Source organism: Leclercia adecarboxylata (genome assembly GCF_006171285.1).
Taxonomy (GTDB): Bacteria; Pseudomonadota; Gammaproteobacteria; order Enterobacterales; family Enterobacteriaceae; genus Enterobacter; species Enterobacter barmai.
The window spans coordinates 1-21,664 of record NZ_CP040889.1 but is presented as its reverse complement, the minus strand read 5'-3'; the positions used below and the strand labels follow the sequence as shown (position 1 = coordinate 21,664).

At 57.0% G+C, this 21,664-nt stretch carries 21 protein-coding genes; 12 read left to right on the top strand and 9 right to left on the bottom strand.

Going from position 1 to position 21,664, the window contains the following annotated elements; genetic code table 11:
- Positions 1 to 33 precede the first annotated feature (33 nt).
- Both znuB and znuC read right to left on the bottom strand, forming a co-directional pair.
- Positions 34 to 819 (bottom strand): zinc ABC transporter permease subunit ZnuB, encoded by a 786-nt coding sequence (znuB, locus tag FHN83_RS01870; RefSeq protein WP_139563081.1) that lies wholly within the window; start codon positions 817 to 819, stop codon positions 34 to 36.
- On the bottom strand, positions 816 to 1,571 hold the full coding sequence (gene znuC / locus FHN83_RS01865) for a zinc ABC transporter ATP-binding protein ZnuC (RefSeq protein WP_039030823.1): 756 nt from the start codon (positions 1,569 to 1,571) through the stop codon (positions 816 to 818). Before znuC ends, znuB begins: the two co-directional genes overlap by 4 nt.
- A gap of 77 nt (positions 1,572 to 1,648) precedes the next feature.
- Here znuC and znuA point away from each other — a divergent pair, with 77 nt between their 5' ends.
- From znuA to lpxM, 3 genes are all read left to right on the top strand, one after another.
- The gene (gene znuA / locus FHN83_RS01860) at positions 1,649 to 2,593 is read left to right on the top strand and encodes a zinc ABC transporter substrate-binding protein ZnuA (protein ID WP_139565403.1); all 945 of its coding nucleotides are present in this window, start codon (positions 1,649 to 1,651) and stop codon (positions 2,591 to 2,593) included.
- Between the two features lie 15 nt (positions 2,594 to 2,608).
- Positions 2,609 to 3,931: a murein DD-endopeptidase MepM gene (gene mepM, locus FHN83_RS01855; RefSeq protein WP_139563080.1), complete on the top strand. Its 1,323-nt coding sequence runs from the start codon at positions 2,609 to 2,611 to the stop codon at positions 3,929 to 3,931.
- Positions 3,932 to 4,047: 116 nt separating this feature from the next.
- Positions 4,048 to 5,019, top strand: coding sequence for a lauroyl-Kdo(2)-lipid IV(A) myristoyltransferase (gene lpxM / locus FHN83_RS01850; protein WP_139563079.1), 972 nt, complete (start codon positions 4,048 to 4,050; stop codon positions 5,017 to 5,019).
- A 107-nt stretch (positions 5,020 to 5,126) separates the two neighbouring features.
- Here lpxM and pyk read toward each other — a convergent pair whose 3' ends face one another.
- Entirely contained in the window at positions 5,127 to 6,569 is a 1,443-nt protein-coding gene (gene pyk / locus FHN83_RS01845; protein WP_039030820.1) for a pyruvate kinase, read from the bottom strand.
- 123 nt (positions 6,570 to 6,692) lie between these two features.
- Positions 6,693 to 7,598, bottom strand: a complete 906-nt coding sequence (locus FHN83_RS01840) for a MurR/RpiR family transcriptional regulator (RefSeq protein ID WP_072036696.1) — start codon at positions 7,596 to 7,598, stop codon at positions 6,693 to 6,695.
- Between the two features lie 322 nt (positions 7,599 to 7,920).
- Here FHN83_RS01840 and zwf point away from each other — a divergent pair, with 322 nt between their 5' ends.
- From zwf to FHN83_RS01825, 3 genes are all read left to right on the top strand, one after another.
- Entirely contained in the window at positions 7,921 to 9,396 is a 1,476-nt protein-coding gene (gene zwf / locus FHN83_RS01835) for a glucose-6-phosphate dehydrogenase (RefSeq protein WP_039030819.1), read from the top strand.
- 234 nt (positions 9,397 to 9,630) lie between these two features.
- A complete protein-coding gene (gene edd, locus FHN83_RS01830) occupies positions 9,631 to 11,442 on the top strand; it encodes a phosphogluconate dehydratase (protein WP_139563078.1) in 1,812 nt (603 codons plus the stop codon).
- Between the two features lie 39 nt (positions 11,443 to 11,481).
- Positions 11,482 to 12,123, top strand: coding sequence for a bifunctional 4-hydroxy-2-oxoglutarate aldolase/2-dehydro-3-deoxy-phosphogluconate aldolase (locus FHN83_RS01825; protein ID WP_039030817.1), 642 nt, complete (start codon positions 11,482 to 11,484; stop codon positions 12,121 to 12,123).
- Between the two features lie 75 nt (positions 12,124 to 12,198).
- Here FHN83_RS01825 and purT read toward each other — a convergent pair whose 3' ends face one another.
- Positions 12,199 to 13,377 carry a formate-dependent phosphoribosylglycinamide formyltransferase gene (gene purT / locus FHN83_RS01820; RefSeq protein WP_139563077.1) on the bottom strand — a complete coding sequence of 393 codons (1,179 nt, stop codon included), beginning with the start codon at positions 13,375 to 13,377 and terminating at the stop codon, positions 12,199 to 12,201.
- Positions 13,378 to 13,525: 148 nt separating this feature from the next.
- Here purT and yebF point away from each other — a divergent pair, with 148 nt between their 5' ends.
- From yebF to ptrB, 3 genes are all read left to right on the top strand, one after another.
- The gene (yebF, locus tag FHN83_RS01815) at positions 13,526 to 13,873 is read left to right on the top strand and encodes a protein YebF (RefSeq protein ID WP_039030815.1); all 348 of its coding nucleotides are present in this window, start codon (positions 13,526 to 13,528) and stop codon (positions 13,871 to 13,873) included.
- Positions 13,874 to 13,960: 87 nt separating this feature from the next.
- Entirely contained in the window at positions 13,961 to 14,611 is a 651-nt protein-coding gene (locus tag FHN83_RS01810) for a tellurite resistance TerB family protein (protein WP_139563076.1), read from the top strand.
- 90 nt (positions 14,612 to 14,701) lie between these two features.
- Entirely contained in the window at positions 14,702 to 16,783 is a 2,082-nt protein-coding gene (ptrB, locus tag FHN83_RS01805) for an oligopeptidase B (protein WP_139563075.1), read from the top strand.
- On the opposite strand, the gene exoX is transcribed toward ptrB, so the two are convergent.
- The 3 genes from exoX to FHN83_RS01790 all read right to left on the bottom strand — a co-directional run bounded on the left by exoX (position 16,765) and on the right by FHN83_RS01790 (position 18,446).
- Positions 16,765 to 17,427 carry an exodeoxyribonuclease X gene (gene exoX, locus FHN83_RS01800; protein WP_039030812.1) on the bottom strand — a complete coding sequence of 221 codons (663 nt, stop codon included), beginning with the start codon at positions 17,425 to 17,427 and terminating at the stop codon, positions 16,765 to 16,767. The genes ptrB and exoX overlap by 19 nt on opposite strands.
- 24 nt (positions 17,428 to 17,451) lie before the next feature.
- Entirely contained in the window at positions 17,452 to 18,108 is a 657-nt protein-coding gene (locus FHN83_RS01795; protein WP_138369344.1) for a nitrilase-related carbon-nitrogen hydrolase, read from the bottom strand.
- Positions 18,109 to 18,215: 107 nt separating this feature from the next.
- Positions 18,216 to 18,446 carry a DNA polymerase III subunit theta gene (locus FHN83_RS01790; protein WP_039030810.1) on the bottom strand — a complete coding sequence of 77 codons (231 nt, stop codon included), beginning with the start codon at positions 18,444 to 18,446 and terminating at the stop codon, positions 18,216 to 18,218.
- 136 nt (positions 18,447 to 18,582) lie between these two features.
- Here FHN83_RS01790 and yobA point away from each other — a divergent pair, with 136 nt between their 5' ends.
- The 3 genes from yobA to FHN83_RS01775 are packed head-to-tail and all read left to right on the top strand — an operon-like array spanning position 18,583 to position 20,184.
- A complete protein-coding gene (gene yobA, locus FHN83_RS01785; RefSeq protein ID WP_139563074.1) occupies positions 18,583 to 18,957 on the top strand; it encodes a CopC domain-containing protein YobA in 375 nt (124 codons plus the stop codon).
- A gap of 1 nt (position 18,958) precedes the next feature.
- Positions 18,959 to 19,831: a copper homeostasis membrane protein CopD gene (gene copD / locus FHN83_RS01780; RefSeq protein ID WP_139563073.1), complete on the top strand. Its 873-nt coding sequence runs from the start codon at positions 18,959 to 18,961 to the stop codon at positions 19,829 to 19,831.
- Between the two features lie 14 nt (positions 19,832 to 19,845).
- Positions 19,846 to 20,184, top strand: a complete 339-nt coding sequence (locus FHN83_RS01775; protein WP_039030807.1) for a YebY family protein — start codon at positions 19,846 to 19,848, stop codon at positions 20,182 to 20,184.
- A 400-nt stretch (positions 20,185 to 20,584) separates the two neighbouring features.
- Here the strand turns inward: FHN83_RS01775 and FHN83_RS01770 are convergent, their stop codons facing one another.
- Positions 20,585 to 21,532: a VirK/YbjX family protein gene (locus tag FHN83_RS01770; RefSeq protein WP_255296486.1), complete on the bottom strand. Its 948-nt coding sequence runs from the start codon at positions 21,530 to 21,532 to the stop codon at positions 20,585 to 20,587.
- Positions 21,533 to 21,664 lie beyond the last annotated feature (132 nt).

Sequence of the window (21,664 nt, the reverse complement as noted above, 5' to 3'; positions counted from 1 at the left end):
GGCCCGGTAAGCGTAGCGCCACCGGGCAATACCTCAGCTGGCAGGCTTCTTCATCATACTGAAGATAAACAGCGTAGCCGCACACAGCACCACGGACGGCCCGGCAGGGGTGTCATAAAATGCCGAGAAGGTTAATCCGCCGGTCACCGCGATCATCCCCACACCCACAGCCACACCGGCCATCTGCTCCGGCGTACGGGCAAAACGACGTGCGGTGGCGGCAGGGATAATCAACAGGGAGGTGATGATCAGCGCCCCGACAAACTTCATCGCCACGCCAATGGTCAACGCGGTCACCAGCATCAGCAGCAGTTTTACGCGCTGCAGTTTCACGCCATCAACAAAGGCTAAATCCGGGCTGATGGTCATTGCCAGCAGGTTGCGCCACTGCCACAGCAGGATAGCCAGAACAATCACCACTCCGATGGCGATGGCAATCAGGTCGTCCGGCGTGACCGCCAGCAGATCGCCAAACAGATAGGCCATCAGATCCACGCGGATGTTGGACATCAGGCTCACCACCACCAGACCCAGCGACAGGGCGCTGTGGGCCATGATCCCAAGCAGCGTATCCACCGCAAGGTGCGGGCGTTTTTCAAGCCACACCAGACCCGCCGCCAGCAGCAGCGTCACCGCAATCACCGCGTAAAAAGGATTCACATCCAGCAGTAAACCAAACGCCACCCCCAGCAGAGAAGCATGGGCCAGCGTATCGCCAAAGTAGGACATCCGGCGCCAGACGACAAACGAGCCCAGTGGACCCGCCGCGCAGGCGAGCATTATCCCGGCCAGACAGCCGGGCAGTAATAGTTCAATCATGAGTTACCGTTTCCCCGGCGAAGGACAATGCGTCCCTGCAAATCATGGCGGTGGTTGTGATGGTGGCGATAAATGCCCAGCTGTTCAGCGCCGCGTGGGCCAAACATCGAGATAAATTCGGGATGCATGGAGACCACTTCCGGCGTGCCGGAGCAGCAGATGTGGTGGTTCAGGCAGAGCACTTCGTCGGTTTTCGCCATCACCAGATGCAGGTCGTGGGACACCATCAGCACGGCGCAGTCCAGCTCTTTACGCAGCTGATCGATCAGATCATACAGCGCAACCTGTCCGTTAACATCCACACCCTGAGTCGGTTCATCGAGCACCAGCAGCTGCGGTTTGTTCAAAAGCGCACGGGCCAGCAGCACGCGTTGGGTCTCGCCGCCGGAGAGCTTTTGCAGGGGCGCTTCAATCAGATGCCCGGCCTGCACACGCTTAAGCGCCGGAAGAATATCCTCTTTGCGCGTATCGGGGCGCAGTCTCAGAAAGCGGCTGACCGTCAGCGGCAGCGTGGCGTCAAGGTGCAGCTTCTGAGGCACATAGCCAATACGCAGCTGCCGGTCACGCTTGATCAGGCCTGAGTCCGGTGCTACCAGGCCGAGTACAACCCGCACCAGCGTGGACTTACCCGCACCGTTTGGACCCAGAAGCGTCAGAATTTTGCCGGGTTTCAGATCCAGCGAAACGTCAGAGAGGACGCGGCGCTGACCAAATGAAACCGAAATATTTTCGAGAGATACCAGATTCGTCATGTCAATTTATGCTTGCAGAAGTCATCGAATGTTATAATATCACATTCCACACGTTCATTACGATGATAAGTCGCATTATGTTACAGAAAAGTACGCTTCTTTTCGCAGCACTATCCGCTGCACTTTGGGGTTCAACAGCACAAGATGTTAACGCCGCCGTAGTCGCTTCGCTTAAACCGCTCGGTTTTATCGCCTCAGCTATCGCTGATGGGGTCACTGAAACGCAGGTTTTACTGCCTGATGGCGCCTCAGAACACGACTATTCCCTGCGTCCTTCCGATGTAAAACGCTTACAAAACGCGGACTTAGTTGTTTGGATTGGTCCCGACATGGAAGCCTTCATGCAGAAGTCAGCGAATCAGTTGCCTGAGGCTAAACAGGTTAATATTTCTAATCTGGCAGGCGTGAAACCGCTTCTCATGAAAGGGGACGACGACGACGATCACGACCACGATCATGACCATGGTAGCGCGGAAAAAGGTGACGAGCATCACCATCATGGTGAGTACAATATGCACCTCTGGCTCTCACCAGAAATAGCGCGGCTTTCGGCGGTTGCAATCCACGAAAAATTAGTGGAACTTATGCCGCAAAGTCGAGCCAAACTAGACGCCAACCTGAAGGATTTTGAGGCACAACTTGCCGCAACCGACAAGCAGGTGGGTACCGAGCTCGCACCATTGAAAGGTAAAGGATATTTCGTTTTTCATGATGCCTACGGCTACTACGAAAAACACTACGGTCTTACGCCGCTTGGTCACTTCACCGTGAATCCAGAAATTCAACCTGGTGCGCAGCGTTTACATGAAATCAGAACACAGTTGGTTGAGCAAAAAGCGACCTGCGTTTTTGCTGAGCCACAGTTCAGGCCAGCGGTCGTTGAAGCCGTGGCAAGGGGTACGTCCGTGCGTATGGGCACCCTTGACCCACTGGGAACCTCTATCCAGTTGAGCAAAGCGAGCTATTCGCAGTTCCTCAGCCAACTGGCGAACCAGTATGCGAGCTGCCTGAAAGGAGATTAACGAGGAAGTGATTACGTGCAACAGATAGCCCGCTCTGTCGCCCTGGCATTTAACAATCTGCCCCGGCCCCACCGCGTCATGCTGGGGTCGCTTACAGTTCTCACCTTAGCGGTCGCCGTCTGGCGACCCTTTGTCTATCATCCTAATTCCGCACCGGTTATCAGGACCATCGAGCTGGAAAAGAACGAAATCCGCTCGCTGCTGCCGGAAGCCAGTGAACCTATCGATCAGGCGCCACAGGAAGAAGAAGCCATCCCTCAGGATGAGCTGGATGAAAAAACCGAAGCCGAAGTCGGCGTGCACGAATATGTCGTGTCAACGGGCGATACCTTAAGCAGCGTGCTGAATCAGTACGGTATCGATATGGGTGAAATCAGCCGTCTTGCTGCCTCTGATAAAGATCTGCGAAACCTGAAAATTGGCCAGCAGCTCTCCTGGACCCTCACCGACAGCGGTGATTTACAGCGCCTGACCTGGGAAGTATCCCGTCGTGAAACCCGTACCTACGATCGCGTTGAAAACGGTTTCAAGATGAGCAGCGAAATGCAGCAGGGCGACTGGGTTAACAGCGCCATCAAAGGCACCTTAGGCAACGGCAGCTTTGTTGCCAGCGCCCGTGACGCAGGGCTCACCAGCGGTGAAATCAGTTCCGTGATCAAAGCCATGCAGTGGCAGATGGACTTCCGTAAGCTGAAAAAAGGCGATTCATACTCGGTGCTGATGTCCCGCGAAATGCTGGACGGCAAGCGCGAGCAGAGCCAGCTGCTGGGGGTTCGTTTACGCTCGGACGGTAAAGATTATTACGCCATCCGCGCCGAAGACGGTAAATTCTACGATCGTAACGGTACCGGTCTGGCGAAAGGCTTCTTACGCTTCCCGACCTCAAAACAGTTCCGTGTCTCTTCGAACTTTAACCCGCGTCGTCTGAATCCGGTCACCGGTCGCGTTGCGCCGCACCGTGGCGTGGACTTCGCCATGCCGCAGGGCACGCCGGTTCTGGCAGTCGGTGACGGCGAAGTGGTAATGGCAAAACGCAGCGGCGCGGCAGGCTATTATGTCGCCGTCCGTCACGGGCGCACCTATACCACCCGCTATATGCACCTGCGTAAGCTGCTGGTGAAGCCGGGCCAGAAGGTTAAACGTGGCGACCGTATTGCGCTCTCCGGTAATACCGGCCGTTCAACCGGTCCGCACCTGCATTATGAAGTATGGATCAACCAGCAGGCGGTCAACCCGTTAACGGCCAAGCTGCCGCGTACGGAAGGGCTGACCGGCAAAGACCGCAGCGATTATCTGGCGCAGGTCAAAGAGGTTATTCCGCAGCTGATGCTGGATTAATTCTGCAGCAATCAAAGCCGGTGCATGACTGCACCGGCTTTTTCTTTTGTGCCTTGCGCATGGCCTCGCTAAACTAACGCATTACTCTTTTAAGCATCACCCGCCCTGGAAAAAGCATGGAAACCCAAAAAAACAACAGTGAATACATTCCGGAATTTGAGAAATCCTTTCGTCACCCGCGCTTCTGGGGCGCCTGGCTGGGTGTCTATGCCTTTGCGGGTATTGCGATGCTCCCGGCGTCCGTGCGCGATCCTCTCCTCGGTAAAGTAGGGCGCCTGACGGGCAGGCTGGGTAAAAGCGCCCGCCGTCGCGCGCAGATCAACCTCTTCTACTGCTTCCCGGAGAAGAGCGAAGCGGAGCGTGAAGCGATCATCGATGAGATGTTCACCACCGCGCCGCAGGCGATGGCGATGATGGGCGAGCTGGCTATTCGCGGGCCAGAAAAAGTGGCCAGCCGTGTCGACTGGAAAGGGCTGGAGATCATTGAGGAGATGCGTCGCAACGACGAAAAGGTGATTTTCCTGGTGCCGCACGGCTGGGGCGTGGATATCCCGGCGATGCTGATGGCCTCCCAGGGGCAGAAAATGGCGGCGATGTTTCACAATCAGGGGAACAAGGTCTTCGATTACGTATGGAACACGGTGCGCCGTCGCTTTGGCGGCCGCCTGCATGCCCGTAACGACGGCATCAAACCCTTTATTAAGTCTGTTCGCCAGGGCTACTGGGGCTATTATCTGCCGGACCAGGATCACGGGCCTGAACACAGCGAGTTTGTTGATTTCTTTGCTACCTATAAGGCGACCCTGCCCGCCATTGGCCGGTTAATGAAAGTATGCCAGGCGCGGGTGATCCCGTTATTCCCGATTTACGATGGCAAAACCCATCGCCTGACGATTGAAGTGCGCCCGCCGATGGATGACCTGCTCACCGCTGACGACAATACGATTGCGCGCCGGATGAACGAAGAGGTGGAGATTCTGGTGGGGCCGCATGCGGAGCAGTACACCTGGATCCTGAAGCTGTTGAAGACGCGTAAGCCCGGCGAGAAAGAGCCGTACAAGCGCAAAGAGCTGTATCCGAAGAAATAAAGAAATGAAGAAATAAAAATACCCCTCACCCTGACCCTCTCCCCATAGGGGAGAGGGAAGAGTCACCTGGCCGGGTAAGCGCAGCGCCACCCGGCAAAACCGTCGAATTACTCGACGGTCATCACGCGGGTGGTGTTGGTCGAACCGATGGTGCTCATCACATCGCCCTGAGTCACGATAACGATATCCCCGGAGACCAGATAGCCTTTATCGCGCAGCAGGTTCACGGCGTCGTTGGCCGCAGCCACGCCGTCGCTGTTGCTGTCGAAGAACACCGGCGTCACGCCACGGTACAGGGCGGTCAGGTTCAGGGTGCGCTCATGACGGGACATAGCGAAGATCGGCAGGCCGGAGCTGATACGGGAGGTCATTAGCGCGGTGCGGCCGGATTCGGTCATGGTGATGATGGCGGTAACGCCCTTCAGGTGGTTTGCCGCATACATGGCGGACATTGCAATCGCTTCTTCCACGTTGTCGAACTGAATGTCCAGACGGTGCTTGGAGACGTTGATGCTTGGGATCTTCTCTGCACCCAGGCAGACACGCGCCATCGCGGCCACGGTCTCTGCCGGATACTGACCTGCAGCGGTTTCGGCTGACAGCATCACGGCATCGGTGCCGTCGAGCACGGCGTTCGCCACGTCCATAACTTCCGCACGGGTCGGCATTGGGTTAGTGATCATCGACTCCATCATCTGGGTCGCGGTGATCACAGAGCGGTTAAGCTGACGCGCGCGGCGGATCAGCGCCTTCTGGATCCCGACCAGTTCCGGGTCGCCAATTTCAACGCCCAGGTCACCACGGGCTACCATCACCACGTCGGAGGCCAGGATGATGTCATCCATCGCATCCTGACTACAGACCGCTTCAGCACGCTCTACTTTTGCCACGATTTTGGCATCGCAGCCTGCATCGCGCGCCAGGCGGCGGGCATAGTTCAGATCTTCGCCGCAGCGCGGGAAGGAGACGGCCAGGTAATCCACGCCGATTTCAGCGGCGGTGATGATGTCAGCTTTGTCTTTTTCGGTCAGGGCTTCGGCAGAGAGGCCGCCGCCCAGCTTGTTAATGCCTTTATTGTTAGAGAGCGGGCCGCCAACGGTCACTTCGGTGAAGACCTTCATGCCATTCACTTCCAGCACTTTCAACTGAACGCGGCCGTCGTCGAGCAGCAGGATATCGCCCGGCACCACGTCAGCAGGCAGTCCTTTATAGTCGATCCCGACTTTCTCTTTATCGCCTTCGCCTTTGCTCAGGTTGGCGTCGAGCAGGAACTTATCACCGATGTTGAGGAAAACTTTGCCCTCTTTAAAGGTGGAAACACGAATCTTTGGACCCTGCAGATCACCGAGGATAGCAACATGACGTCCCAGTTTTGCCGCGATCTCACGGACCTTGTCTGCACGTAATTTATGATCTTCCGGCGTACCGTGAGAGAAGTTCATACGCACTACGTTGGCGCCTGCGGCGATGATTTTCTCGAGGTTATTATCGCGGTCAGTTGCCGGGCCTAAGGTAGTAACGATCTTGGTTCTGCGAAGCCTTCTGGACATGTAATACTCCGTTGTCTGAAACAACCTGGTGTTGCGTGAACGATGATTCGGCACGTTGTCCGTCTTTATTGAAACTGGAAACTTACCGAATGCCGAAAAAAGAAACAACTAAGTTATTGACGATCAGGGAACATCGCCCTTAATGAACAATTCTTTATCAAAACGCGATTCCTTAAGCGCTTCCTTGACGCGCTTCAAGTTATCTCTGAATTTCGCCCCGCGGCGCAGGGTAAAGCCGGTGGCGAGCACATCGATGACGGTAAGCTGCGCCAGACGCGACACCATCGGCATATAGATATCGGTGTCTTCGGGCACGTCGAGGGTGATCGCCAGGGTCGCTTCACGCGCCAGCGGTGTACCGGTGGTGGTGAGCGCGATCACCATGGCATCGTTTTCACGCGCCAGCTGCGCCAGTTCAACCAGACTTTTGGTGCGGCCAGTATGCGATATCAGAACCACTACGTCATCTTCGTTACAATTCATACAGCTCATGCGTTGCAGCACGATGTCGTCAGAATAGATAACCGGGACGTTAAAACGAAAAAATTTGTTCATCGCATCGTGGGCGACCGCGGCGGATGACCCGAGGCCAAAGAAGGCAATTTTCTTTGCCTGGGTCAGCAGATCCACAGCGCGGTTAACCGAGGTCATATCCAGCGACTGGCGCACCTGATCCAGCGTCGCCATGGCCGATTCGAAAATCTTGCCGGTATATGCCTCCACGCTGTCGTCTTCATCAACGTTACGGTTCACATAAGGCGTACCGTTCGCCAGACTTTGCGCCAGATGCAGTTTAAAATCAGGGAATCCACGTGTCTCCATGCTGCGGCAGAACCGGTTGACGGTCGGTTCGCTAACCCCGGACTCCTGCGCCAGGGCGGCAATGCTGGAATGAATGGCCTGAGCGGGGGCGGCGAGAATTACTTCAGCCACTTTTCGCTCGGATTTGCTAAGGTGTTCCAGTTGAAACTGGATTTTTTCCAGCATGTTCATTTTTAACACGACGCTCATCGGTGGAAGCGATTTCATTAATGGGTGAAATCGCGATTCGAATTAGCAAGAATATACGCCTGTGATATGCCGAAAGGGTCAAACCGTGGAAAAAATGTTGTTGTTTTTTTTCATTACTTGATCGCTGTCGGATTTTAGCAACGGCCTGGCAGAACAAAGTTTCACCTGTTTCACCGCCATGACCCGACCCGATGCGCGCCGCGGGCGAAATATCGCCGTATCGCACGCGAGGATAAGCGCAAATGGTTTCGGGAATGACGTAAAAGCAGTACAGTGCATGTAATAAAATTACAACGATATTCTGGCAAAAGCACCAGGGTATCCAACTGAGGAGAATGACATGGCGGTAACGCAAACAGCCCAGGCATGTGACCTGGTCATTTTCGGCGCGAAAGGCGATCTTGCACGCCGTAAATTGCTGCCTTCCCTGTATCAACTGGAAAAAGCGGGTCAAATCCACCCGGACACCCGCATCCTGGGCGTAGGCCGTGCGGACTGGGATAAAGACGCGTATACCAAAATCGTGCGTGAAGCGCTGGAAACTTTCATGAAAGAGAAAATCGATGAAAGTTTGTGGGATACGCTGAGCGGACGTCTCGATTTCTGCAACCTCGACGTGAACGACACGTCGGCATTTGCCAACCTGAGCGCAATGCTCGATCAAAAAAATCGCGTCACCATTAACTACTTCGCCATGCCGCCAAGCACCTTCGGCGCCATCTGCAAAGGGCTGGGCGAAGCGAAGCTGAACGCCAAGCCTGCGCGCGTGGTGATGGAAAAGCCGCTGGGCACCTCGCTGGCGACCTCCCGCGAAATCAACGATCAGGTCGGCGAATACTTTGAAGAGTGCCAGGTTTACCGTATTGACCACTATCTCGGTAAAGAGACGGTACTGAACCTGCTGGCGCTGCGCTTTGCCAACTCCCTGTTCGTGAATAACTGGGATAACCGCACTATCGATCATGTGGAGATCACGGTAGCGGAAGAGGTGGGTATTGAAGGGCGCTGGGGCTACTTCGACCAGGCCGGTCAGATGCGCGACATGATCCAGAACCACCTGCTGCAGGTTCTGTGCATGATTGCCATGTCTCCGCCGTCGGATCTCAGCGCGGACAGCATCCGCGACGCGAAAGTGAAAGTCCTGAAGTCCCTGCGCCGTATCGATCGCTCCAACGTGCGCGAAAAAACGGTCCGCGGCCAGTACACCGCCGGCTTTGCCCAGGGCAAAAAAGTACCGGGCTACCTTGAGGAAGAGGGCGCGAACAAAACCAGCAACACCGAGACGTTTGTGGCGATCCGCGTGGATATTGATGACTGGCGCTGGGCGGGCGTTCCGTTCTACCTGCGTACCGGTAAACGTCTGCCTGCGAAATGCTCTGAAGTGGTCGTGTATTTCAAAAACCCGGAACTGAACCTGTTCAAAGAGTCCTGGCAGGAGCTGCCGCAGAACAAACTGACCATCCGTCTGCAGCCGGACGAAGGCGTGGACATCCAGGTACTGAACAAGGTGCCGGGTCTGGACCACAAGCACAACCTTCAGACCACCAAGCTGGATCTGAGCTACTCCGAAACCTTCAACCAGACGCATCTGGCGGATGCTTACGAGCGTCTGCTGCTGGAAACCATGCGCGGTATTCAGGCGCTGTTCGTACGCCGTGACGAAGTGGAAGAGGCGTGGAAGTGGGTCGACTCCATCACTGAAGCATGGGCGGCGGATCAGGACGCACCGAAACCGTATCAGGCGGGCACCTGGGGACCGGTTGCCTCGGTGGCGATGATCACCCGTGATGGCCGTTCCTGGAACGAGTTCGAATAAGGTTTACCGCTAATCCCTACGGGGTATTTTACCGGTAACATGATCTGGCTCAGGCCAGCGCACAATAATTAATCATTTAAGCTCCGGGTGGATTTCCACCCGGAGCTTTTTTTATTACACTGCCTGCAGCGATTTTGCCCCAGAGCTCCGGCAATCAAGCGTTTCAGCGATGTTACTACCTGCTAAACACTTTGTTAATTCCAGAGCGCGGACAGATAAATGACAGGAGCTTCTATGAATTCGACATTGTTACGGGTAACACAACGCATCGTTGAGCGTTCAAAACAGACCCGTTCTGCCTACCTCGCTCGCATCCAGCAGGCGAAGTCCGATACGGTTCATCGTTCGCAGCTGGCCTGCGGCAATCTGGCGCACGGTTTTGCTGCCTGCCAGCCAGAAGATAAAGCCTCGCTGAAAAGCATGCTGCGTAACAATATCGCCATCATCACCTCCTACAACGACATGCTCTCGGCGCACCAGCCGTATGAGACCTACCCGGATATCATTCGTAAAGCGCTGCACCAGGCCAATGCGGTAGGCCAGGTCGCGGGCGGTGTGCCTGCCATGTGCGACGGTGTAACTCAAGGCCAGGACGGGATGGAGCTGTCCCTGCTGAGCCGCGAAGTGATCGCCATGTCCACGGCGGTGGGGCTGTCCCATAACATGTTTGATGGCGCGCTCTACCTCGGCGTGTGCGACAAGATTGTCCCGGGCCTGACGATGGCGGCGCTGTCGTTTGGTCATCTGCCTGCGCTGTTCGTACCGTCAGGCCCGATGGCGAGCGGCCTTGCCAACAAAGAGAAAGTGCGTATTCGCCAGCTCTATGCCGAAGGCAAAGTGGATCGCATGGCGCTGCTGGAGTCCGAGGCCGCCTCCTACCATGCTCCGGGTACCTGTACCTTCTACGGCACCGCCAACACCAACCAGATGGTGGTGGAGTTTATGGGGATGCAGCTGCCGGGTTCGTCGTTTGTCCATCCTGACGCCCCGTTGCGCGAAGCGCTGACCGCAGCCGCTGCCCGCCAGGTGACCCGTCTGACCGGTAACGGCAACGAGTGGATGCCGCTCGGTAAAATGGTCGACGAGAAAGTGGTGGTGAACGGTATCGTGGCCCTGCTGGCGACGGGCGGCTCTACGAACCACACCATGCACATGGTGGCGATGGCGCGTGCGGCCGGGATCCAGATCAACTGGGATGATTTCTCTGACCTGTCTGAAGTGGTTCCGCTGATGACCCGTCTGTATCCGAATGGCCCGGCCGATATCAACCATTTCCAGGCCGCGGGCGGCGTCCCGGTGCTGATGCGTGAGCTGATGAAAGGCGGCCTGCTGCATGAAGATGTTAACACTGTGGCCGGTTTCGGCCTGAAACGCTACACCTTAGAGCCGTGGCTGAACGACGGCGAGCTGGACTGGCGCGAAGGGGCGCAGGCCTCGCTGGATGACAGCGTAATAGCCACCTTTGACAAGCCCTTCTCCCACCACGGCGGCACCAAAGTGCTGAACGGCAACCTGGGCCGTGCGGTGATGAAGACTTCTGCGGTTCCTGTGGAAAATCAGGTTATTGAAGCCCCGGCGGTTGTTTTCGAAAGCCAGCATGACGTGCTGCCAGCCTTTGAAGCCGGTCTGCTGGACAAAGATTGCGTCGTTGTTGTCCGTCATCAGGGACCCAAAGCGAACGGAATGCCAGAATTACATAAACTAATGCCGCCACTTGGTGTATTATTGGACCGCCGTTTCAAAATTGCGTTAGTTACCGATGGACGCCTCTCCGGTGCATCGGGTAAAGTGCCTTCCGCCATCCACGTCACCCCGGAAGCTTATGACGGTGGACTGCTGGCGAAAGTGTACGATGGCGATATCATCCGCGTTAACGGTCAGACAGGCGAGTTGACCTTACTGGTGGATGAGGCGGTACTGGCCGCACGTAAGCCGCATATTCCTGACCTGAGCGCATCGCGCGTGGGAACGGGACGCGAAATGTTCAGCGCGTTACGCGAGAACTTCTCGGGTGCAGAACAGGGCGCGACCTGTATTACGTTTTAAGACGACAAGAATTATCGATCTGGCGAGAGAAAAACTCTGATGAAAAACTGGAATACAAGTGCAGAAGCAATCCTGAAAACTGGCCCGGTAGTGCCGGTTATCGTGATTAATAAGCTGGAACACGCAGTCCCGATGGCGAAAGCGCTGGTTGCGGGCGGTGTACGCGTACTGGAAGTCACGCTGCGTACTGCCTGTGCAATGGATGCCATTCGCGCCATCGCCAAAGAAGTACCGGAAGCGATCATCGGTGCAGGCACCGTCCTGAACCCGCAGCAGCTGGCTGAAGTGACCGAAGCCGGTGCGCAGTTCGCCATCAGCCCGGGCCTGACCGAGCCTCTGCTGAAAGCCGCTACCGAAGGCTCTATCCCGCTGATCCCGGGCATCAGCACCGTGTCTGAGCTGATGCTGGGTCTGGACTACGGCCTGCAGGAGTTCAAATTCTTCCCGGCGGAAGCCAACGGCGGCACCAAAGCGCTGCAGGCTATCGCAGGTCCGTTCGCTAACGTCCGTTTCTGCCCGACTGGCGGTATCTCTCCGGCGAACTACCGTGACTACCTGGCGCTGAAGAGCGTGCTGTGCATCGGCGGCTCCTGGCTGGTTCCGGCGGACGCGATGGAAGCGGGCGACTGGGATCGCATCACCAAGCTGGCGCGCGAAGCGGTAGAAGGCGCGCAGCAGTAAGGTTTTGTTTTGCCGGGTGGCGGCTTCGCCTTACCCGGCCTACGCCAATAAAAACGGGCCAGGCGGCCCGTTTTTTTATCCTGCAACCTGCACGCTGGCGGCGGCTTTTTTTGCCCGCTCAACGGCGTCTTCTACGCTGTCGGCCGTTGCCAGCGCCACGCCCAGACGACGCGAGCCCTCGATCTCCGGCTTACCGAACAGACGCAGCTGCAGGCCTGCGCCCACTGCGGCATCGACGTTATCAAAGGTGACGTTCTGGCTGGTCAGCTGCGGCAGGATCACCGCCGACGCCGCCGGGCCGTACTGACGCACGCCGCCGACCGGCAGGCCGAGGAAAGCACGAACGTGCAGGGCAAACTCAGAGAGATCCTGCGAAATTAAGGTCACCATACCGGTGTCGTGCGGACGCGGAGAGACTTCGCTGAAGATCACCTCGTCACCGCAGACGAACAGCTCCACGCCAAACAGGCCGTGGCCGCCCAGGGCCAGCACCACTTTGCGGGAGATCTCCTCGGCCCGTTCCCGGGCCAGCGGGCTCATCTGCTGCGGCTGCCAGGATTCACGGTAGTCGCCATCTTCCTGGCGATGACCAATAGGATCGCAGAAATGGACGCCATCGACGGCGCTGACGGTCAGGAGGGTGATCTCAAAATCAAACTTCACCACCCCCTCAACGATCACGCGTCCGGCCCCGGCGCGGCCGCCCTGTTGGGCGTAATCCCAGGCTTTATCCAGCTGCTCTGGGCTGCGCACAAAGCTCTGCCCTTTACCGGAGGAGCTCATCACCGGCTTAATGATGCACGGGTAGCCAATTTCGGCGACGGCCTGCAGAAAATCAGCTTTGCTGTCGGCGAAACGGTAGCTTGAGGTGGGCAGAGCCAGCTCTTCCGCCGCCAGACGACGAATACCTTCCCGGTTCATGGTCAGCTTCGCGGCGCGGGCGCAGGGCACCACGCGCTGGCCTTCAGCTTCCAGCGCCAGCAGGGTGTCGGTGGCGATAGCTTCGATTTCCGGCACCACAAAGTGCGGCTGCTCTTTGGCGATCAGGGCGCGCAGGGCATCGCCATCTAGCATATTAATGACGTGTGAGCGGTGAGCAACGTGCATCGCTGGCGCATCGGCATAGCGGTCAACGGCGATCACTTCGACACCCAGACGCTGGCACTCAATGGCCACCTCTTTGCCCAGTTCACCCGAGCCCAGCAGCATCACACGCGTCGCTGCCGGACGCAGCGCAGTTCCTAAACGAGTCATAATAATTCCCCTGAAAAAGTTGCGCGCAGTATAAACGAAAACGTTTGCGTCTGTCTTGTGTTGCGAAAATCCATCAGGCTGACAGGCGGTTATTTGCATCGCGCCATTTTTCGACCATGCTTTTGTTGAACCAAAACAGGAGAGCATGATGAACAAAACAGGGGTAGCGATAGCACTGCTGGCCGCCAGCCTGACGGCCCAGGCTGCAGATGAAAAAACCGTGAAATTTCCGGCCTGCGAAGGTCAGGATGCCGAAGGGATTGCCGCCAGCGTGAAGCGGGATTATCTGCAAAACCGCATTGTGCGCTGGGCGGACGATCAGAAAACGCTGGGCCAGGCCGATCCGGTCGCCTGGATCAATCCTAAGCAGGTGAAAGGGGAGAACGACCATTGGACGGTACCGCTGACGGTGCGCGGCAAAAATACCGATATTCACTATCAGGTTAAGATCGACTGTAAAGCGGGCAGCGCGCAGTATTTGTCGTCGAAGAGATGAATTTTCGCTTCTTTTGCTGACGCAGACATTTCCTGACATCCCCTCGCTTACGCTGAGAAATTCATCCACCGTTTAGTGAGGGTAAACATGTCAAACTGGTTGAATCAACTACAGTCTCTGCTCGGGCAGAAAGGGTCGTCATCGTCCGGTGAAGGCTTAAGCAAAATGCTGACGCCGGGCGCGCTTGGCGGCCTCGCCGGGCTGCTGGTGGCGAATAAATCCTCGCGTAAGTTATTCAGCAAATACGGCACCGGTGCCCTGCTTGCCGGCGGTGGTGCCATTGCCGGTACCGTGCTGTGGAACAAGTACAAAGACAGAATACGCAGCGCGCACCAGGACGAGCCACAGTTTGGACAGCAGGCCTCGCCGCTGGACGTGCGCACCGAAAGGCTGATCCTGGCGCTGGTCTTTGCCGCCAAGAGTGACGGCCATATCGACGACCAGGAGCGGGCCGCCATTGAACAGCAGCTGCGGGAAGCGGGCGTGGAGGAGCAGGGCAGGGCGCTGGTGGCGCGCGCCATCGAACAACCGCTCGATCCTGCGCGTCTGGCTCAGGGGATCCAGAATGAAGAGGAGGCCCTGGAACTCTACTTCCTGAGCTGTGCAGCCATCGATATCGATCACTTTATGGAGCGCAGCTATCTCAATGCGCTGGGCGATGCGCTGAAAATCCCGGCGGACGTGCGGGAAGGGATTGAGCAGGATATTCGCCAGCAAAAACAAGCGCTACCCGGCTAGTTTTTTACCCCTGTCAGCACCGTTTCGCTTGCATCGTGCGCATGTTTTGCCAACCTTATAGGGTGTTAAACGTAAAAGAATCATACCGCCATGCCACCTAAAGCCCAACGCATACCGCACGCTCTCACCGCGCACGGTGACACGCGTATCGACAACTATTACTGGTTGCGGGACGACACCCGCTCGCAGCCGGAGGTGCTGGACTACCTCCACGCGGAAAACGACTATGGCCGCAGGGTCATGGCGACGCAGCAGGCGCTGCAGGATCGCCTGCTTGGTGAAATGGTCGAACGCGTCCCGCAGCGTGACGTCTCAGCCCCCTGGAGTCGAAATGGCTATCGTTACCGGCACGTTTATGAACCCGGTAACGAATACGCCATCTATCAGCGCCAGTCGGTACTCTGCGCCGAGTGGGAGGACTGGGAGACGCTGCTGGATGCGAACCAGCGCGCGGCGCACAGCGAGTTTTATACCCTGGGCGGAATGGCGGTATCGCCGGATAACGCCACTATGGCACTGGCCGAAGATTACCTCTCCCGACGGCAGTATGGCCTGCGTTTTCGCAATCTCGAGACCGGGAACTGGTTCCCGGAGATGCTTGATAACGTCTCACCCGACTTTATCTGGGCCAACGATTCCGAAACGATCTACTACATCAAAAAGCACGCCACCACCCTGCACCCTTATCAGGTCTGGCGGCACACGGTGGGCACGCCGTCGAAAAGCGACGAACTGGTGTATGAGGAGAAAGACGAAACCTTTTACGTCAGCCTGCATAAGACCACCTCAAAACACTATGTGATTATCTTCCTTGCCAGCGCCACCACCACCGAAGTGCTGCTGCTGGATGCCGAACTGCCGGACGCCCAGCCGCTGTGCTTTATGCCGCGGCGCAAGGATCACGAGTACAGTCTCGATCACTTCCAGCACACCTTCTATCTGCGCTCCAACCGGGAAGGCAAAAACTTTGGCCTCTACAAAACCAAGGTGCGCGATGAACGCAAATGGGAAGTGCTGATCCCGCCCAGGGATCAGGTGATGCTCGAAGGGTTCACCCTGTTTACCGACTGGCTGGTGGTGGAAGAGCGCCAGCGCGGGCTCACCAGCCTGCGGCAGATCAACCGCAAAACCCGGGAAGTGATTGGTATCGCCTTCGACGATCCCGCCTACGTCACCTGGATTGGCTACAACCCCGAGCCGGAAACCTCACGTCTGCGCTACGGCTACTCCTCCATGACCACGCCTGACACCCTGTTTGAGCTGGATATGGACACCGGACAGCGCCGGGTGCTGAAGCAGGCCGAGGTGAAAGGGTTTGACGCCGAACTTTATCGCAGCGAGCACGTGTGGATTGTCGCCCGCGACGGCACCGAAGTTCCGGTCTCGCTGGTCTACCACAAGCACCATTTCCGCAAGGGCAAAAACCCGATCCTGATCTACGGCTATGGCTCCTACGGCTCCAGCATCGACGCGGATTTCAGCGGTAGCCGCTTAAGCCTGCTCGACCGGGGATTTGTCTTCGCTATCGCCCATATCCGGGGCGGCGGCGAGCTGGGTCAAAAATGGTACGAAGACGGCAAATTCCTGAAAAAGAAAAACACCTTCAATGACTACCTCGACGTCTGCGAGGGGCTGCTGGGGCTGGGCTATGGCGATCGTAAACAGTGCTTTGCGATGGGTGGCAGCGCGGGCGGGATGCTGATGGGCACCGTGATTAACGAACGCCCGGGGCTGTTTAAAGGAGTGATCGCCCAGGTGCCGTTTGTGGATGTCCTGACCACCATGCTGGACGAGTCCATCCCGCTGACCATCGGCGAATACGAAGAATGGGGCAATCCGCAGGATGAGACCTACTATCGCTACATGAAAGACTACAGTCCCTACGACAACGTCGGGGCGAAGGCCTATCCGCACATGCTGGTCACCACCGGTTTGCATGACTCCCAGGTGCAGTACTGGGAGCCCGCGAAGTGGGTGGCGAAGCTGCGCGAAATGAAAACCGACGATAATTTACTGCTGCTCTGCACCGACATGGACGCCGGGCATGGCGGGAAGTCCGGACGCTTCAAATCCTATGAAGGGGTAGCCCTGGAGTACGCGTTTCTGGTGGGCCTGGCTCAGGAGACGTTAACCAGCCAGGCGGCAGAGGTCGATCAGGATCCACCCAGGTAGTGCTTCAGCGTCAGACGCAGCTCCGGGCTCATCCGCTCGAGGTTGTTATACAGCCAGCGGAGATAGCCCGGATCCTTATCCGCGATTTCCGCCACCGCTTTGCCGCGATATTTCCCGAAGGTAAAGGTGGTCAGCAGCGCCGGGCGTCCGGTGATGTCGGCCATCTCGTCCGGGGTCCAGCCGGTGGTGTTCATGATGTCGATGAGCAACGCGGCGGTGATATAGCAGTCGTACAGGGCCCGGTGGTGGTGCAACCCTTCCGGCGTTCTTACGCTGAGCTTGCGCGACTTGTAGAGCGCCATATTGCTGTATTTGATCCCCGGCCATAAGCGCCGCGCCAGCTTCATGGTGCAGATCCACTCCCCGGGCATTTCGGGCAGCACGCGGCGATCGAAGCTGGCGTTATGCGCCACATACCATGGGCTGCCGTGGTAGTGCGGGATCACCTCTTCAATCCAGGGTTTATCGGCGACCATCGCCTCGGTGATGCGGTGGATAGCCATCGCCTGCGGGCTGATAGGGCGATCCGGACGGACCAGATGGCTGCGTGGATTGACGATCTGCCCGTTCACAACGTCGACAGAGGCGACTTCCACAATGCCCCCCTGCAGGTCACAGGTTTCGGTGTCGATGACACGTAGCATGGCTCTCTCCTGGCCGTAAAAGGTTTAGCGTAATGGAATGATCTCACCTTGCCAACCCTGCTCAACAAAGCGCCCGGTCAATAACAGCTCGCCACGATCGGCGCGGACGATTAATTGCCCTTTAGCATCCCACAGGGCGCTTCCGCCGTCGCGGTTCGCCATCAGAACAGCGATAGCATAGCGATGGGCAAAACGCTGCAACTGCGAAAACGTGGCAGACCAGCCGGTTTCACTCACCGCCATGCCCCGGGTGAACAGGGCGGCATCAGGGGCAATATTGGGTTGATCGGGCTGAGAATCAACGATACTCAGGCCGCCGAGCCTGCTCTCCAGACAGGCACCGGCACCATGGGGGTAAAACGTGGCCCGGGGCTGGTTCGGGGTAAACCAGGCCAGTCCGGGCTGGCGCTTGCCCCTGACTTCCACGGTGATCCCGGCAATCACCGAGACGTTATGGGTATGGGCGGCATCAATAAGAGGCGTCAGCTGCTGAGCGTCAGGCGGTGCAGGAAGCTGGCCATCGGGCAGGGCCGGGCCGGTTAACGACAGCTCCGGAAAGAGCACTAAATTGCACTGCAGGCGAGCGGCGGCGGTTATAAAACGTAGATGGTGCGTGATATGGTCATCAACGCAATGATGATTTGGACGGTACTGTGCGGCAGCAATATTCCAGTGGGACATCGTGATTTCCTTATACACGGAGTCGCAGAGATTCATAAAGCCCCTGAATGTATCAGGGGTTTTCATCCTGGCATAAACAGTGTAAGGAACTGTAACCGCGGGTAAGTTTATTTAACTTTCGGCTCCCACGGCAGGCGCGAAAGGTTGACGGAGGTTAATCGGTGAGCAATGAGCCGCTCGCGAAACCAGTCGCGCAGATGCGAGGGCTGCTCGCGCTCTACCACTTCGGCGATCACCGGCATGTTGTAGCGCTCTTTGAATGCCACACCTGCGGCGGCCAAATCGACATTCACTTTGTCCATCTCCTCCTGGGGGAGGGTGGCGAGATTAATATGCATAACCGTCTCCTTCATTTGCGGGCCAACGTTACCCAAACGGCGGGGCGTTGACAAGTCCGGACGGGATGATCCTCGACTGGATCATTATACAGAGTTATCCTCTGACAATCAGGCATAACAAAAAGGAATATATGCGATGGCACTCCGCCTTTCCCGTACGTTCAGCACTCTTACATTGCTGCTGACCTCTCTCGCGACCCCGACTGTCTTTGCTCATGCCCATCTGCAGCATCAATATCCCGCTGCAGATGCCGCCGTTGACGCGGCACCCCAGGCGCTGACGCTCAACTTCTCCGAGGGGATTGAGCCCCGGTTCAGCGGCGTGAGCGTCACGGATGAAAAACAGCAACCCGTCGCGCTTGGGGCGGTAAAACGCAACGAGAAGGATCCGACCCAGATGATTGTGCCGATGGCCGCTCCGCTGACGCCAGGGAGCTATACGGTGAAGTGGCACGTCGTCTCCGTGGATGGTCACAAGACCGAGGGTAGCTACCGTTTTAGCGTGAAATAAGATGCTGGCGTTCTGCTACGTCGCGCTGCGCTTCGCCCATTTTGCCGCCCTGATGGTGTTGTTTGGCAATGCCCTGTACGGCGCATGGCTGGCGCCTGTTTCGCTGCGGCGTGTCATGGCGCGTCGTTTTCGCGAACAGCAAAAAAAGGTCGCGCTCGCCAGTCTGCTCGCCGCGATGCTGCTGCTGGCGCTACAGGGGGGAATGATGGGCAACGGCTGGCCGGATGTGATTAACCCGTCCATCTGGCAAGCGGTGCTCACGACACAGTTTGGCCAGATCTGGCTATGGCAGATGATCCTGGCTCTGATCACCCTCTGGATCGCCTGGCTGCAGCCGCGAAAAGCCGTGTCGCTGATTTTGCTGTTCACCGCCGCGCAGTTTTTCCTGCTGGCAGGAACCGGACATGCGGCGTTGCATGATGGCGTGACGGGCCTGTTCCAGCGCAGCAATCAGGGTCTGCATCTTTTATGTGCCGCAGGCTGGCTGGGCGGCCTGTTACCGCTGCTCTTTTGCCTGCGCCTGTCCCGCGGACGCTGGCAGCGTGCCGCCGTATACACCATGATGCGTTTTTCTCGCTACGGCCATCTGGCGGTGGCGGGCGTGGTGCTCACCGGGGTGATGAATACGCTGCTGATCCAGGGCTGGGCGCTGCCGTGGCACTCCGCCTGGGGACGTATGCTGTTGTTGAAATGTGCGCTGGTGGCAATGATGGTGGTAATTGCCCTGGTGAATCGGTATGTTCTGGTGCCGCGGTTTCGTTCTGACGACGGACGTGCGCAACGGTATTTTATCAGGATGACGCAGACTGAGGTTGTGCTGGGGGCGCTGGTTCTGGCGGCAGTCAGCCTGTTCGCGACCTGGGAACCCTTCTGACGAGGTGGAACACAATGAAAAAAACAGTACTTTCTTTATTATTGCTGGCCTGCTCCGGCACGGCGCTGGCAGCACCGCAGGTGATTACCGTCAGCCGGTTTGAAGTGGGCAAAGACAAATGGGCGTTCAACCGCGAAGAGGTGATGCTGACCTGCCGTCCGGGCCATGCCCTGTATGCCATTAATCCCAGCACCCTGGTGCAGTATCCCCTGAACGACGTGGCGCAGCAGCAGGTCGACAGCGGTAAGAGCAACGGCCAGCCGATCGCGATTATCCAGATTGATGACCCGGCAAACCCGGGGCAGAAGATGAGCCTGGCGCCGTTTATCGAGCGCGCGAATACGCTCTGCTAGCATCCCGCTTCCAATAAAAAAAACCGCAGGCTTCTCTTCGGAAGCATTGCGGTTTTTGTGTTTAAGGACAGGCTAACGCTTTTTTTCAGGCCACTTTTGATGCGGACTGGAAAACCTGGCGTCGTCATCTATTCTTAAAGTGCAAGGCGACTTAGCCTGCATTAATGCCAACTTTTAGCGCACGGCTCTCTCCCAAGAGCCATTTCCCTGGACCGAATACAGGAATCGTATTCGGTCTCTTTTTATCTGTTGAAAGTCAACGCCTTTTCCTTGTGCGGACTTTAACAGTTGGGCAACATTCTCTGTTCTTCGCTAAACCATACCACACTACGCCCGGCGGAAGTCCAGCGCTTTTTAGCGGTTGTGTTAAATTTTTGCCTGTCAGGGGTGAAAGCAGGTATTAGCGGCTAAACCGCTGGCTTAAGGCCAGTTCAATCTCATCAAGCAGTTGAAAACGGCGGCGGTATTCGGCGCGTTTTTTACTGGCAATGCTCTCCAGTGATTTACGCTCCATACCGGCTGGCAAGGTCCAGCGGAAAGCTCCGCACGGTGTTGCGCCCAGCGATTGCCAGAATTCTTCGTAGCTGGCGTGAAGATGACGCCCTTTACTGAAGCGATAGCGCAGGGCACGCAAAACGTGGCCTGCATCGCTGACGCCGTAAATAGCGCTGATGCCTGACTGTTTCGCCAGATTGAAGATCGCTTCCAACAGAATACGTTTAGGGAACAGGCCATAGCAGGCGCGGGTGGCATTCTTGATCGTCTCCCGGCCGACATCCCGGCGCGGTCCCTGCAGGCCGCCAATCACCAGCGCGCTTTGCCCGTTATCGCGGGTAACGCTGAAGGTCAGGCTCGCCAGCAGGGTATTATCCCCGGCGCGTAGCCAGAGCGTGGTTTCCCCCTCGCGTTCAGCCTTAACCGCGCTGGTGGCGTAGATCGTGTAACTGGCGTCGTCTTTGGTGGCGAACTGCAGTAGCGCAAGCGGCGTCGGGCTGGTAAAGATGCGGGCCAGGCTGGCGTCCGGCAGCGCATCAACCCAGGCGTAATGATGGAGAATGGCGTCGGCACGCTCCCCTGCACTTAACCCACGGGTCAGATACTGACGCTGGGTTTTCACCGGCAGGGTGCTCTGTGCTCGCAGTAACAGGGAAAAATCGTCGCGACGGGAGAGCGTCTCCAGCATACGGGTAGTGGATGACCAGAACAGCAACGTGCGCAGGAAGAATTTCAGCCGGTAGTCGCGTTTATGCCACAGCGGACCCGGCATCAGTTCACCCTTCGCCAGGGCGATGATCACAGAAGAACGGTGCGCTGATGGCACCTCAACAGGCAGGATGGTATTTGACACGATGAAGACCTCTTTATAATTCTGCAATTATCTTAAAGGCCATCGGATATTGATTTAAGAGTTGCTAACCCTTTATTTCCGCTTTGTTTAATATCGATTGAGGTTATTTCGAACGGCGTTTTCACACATATT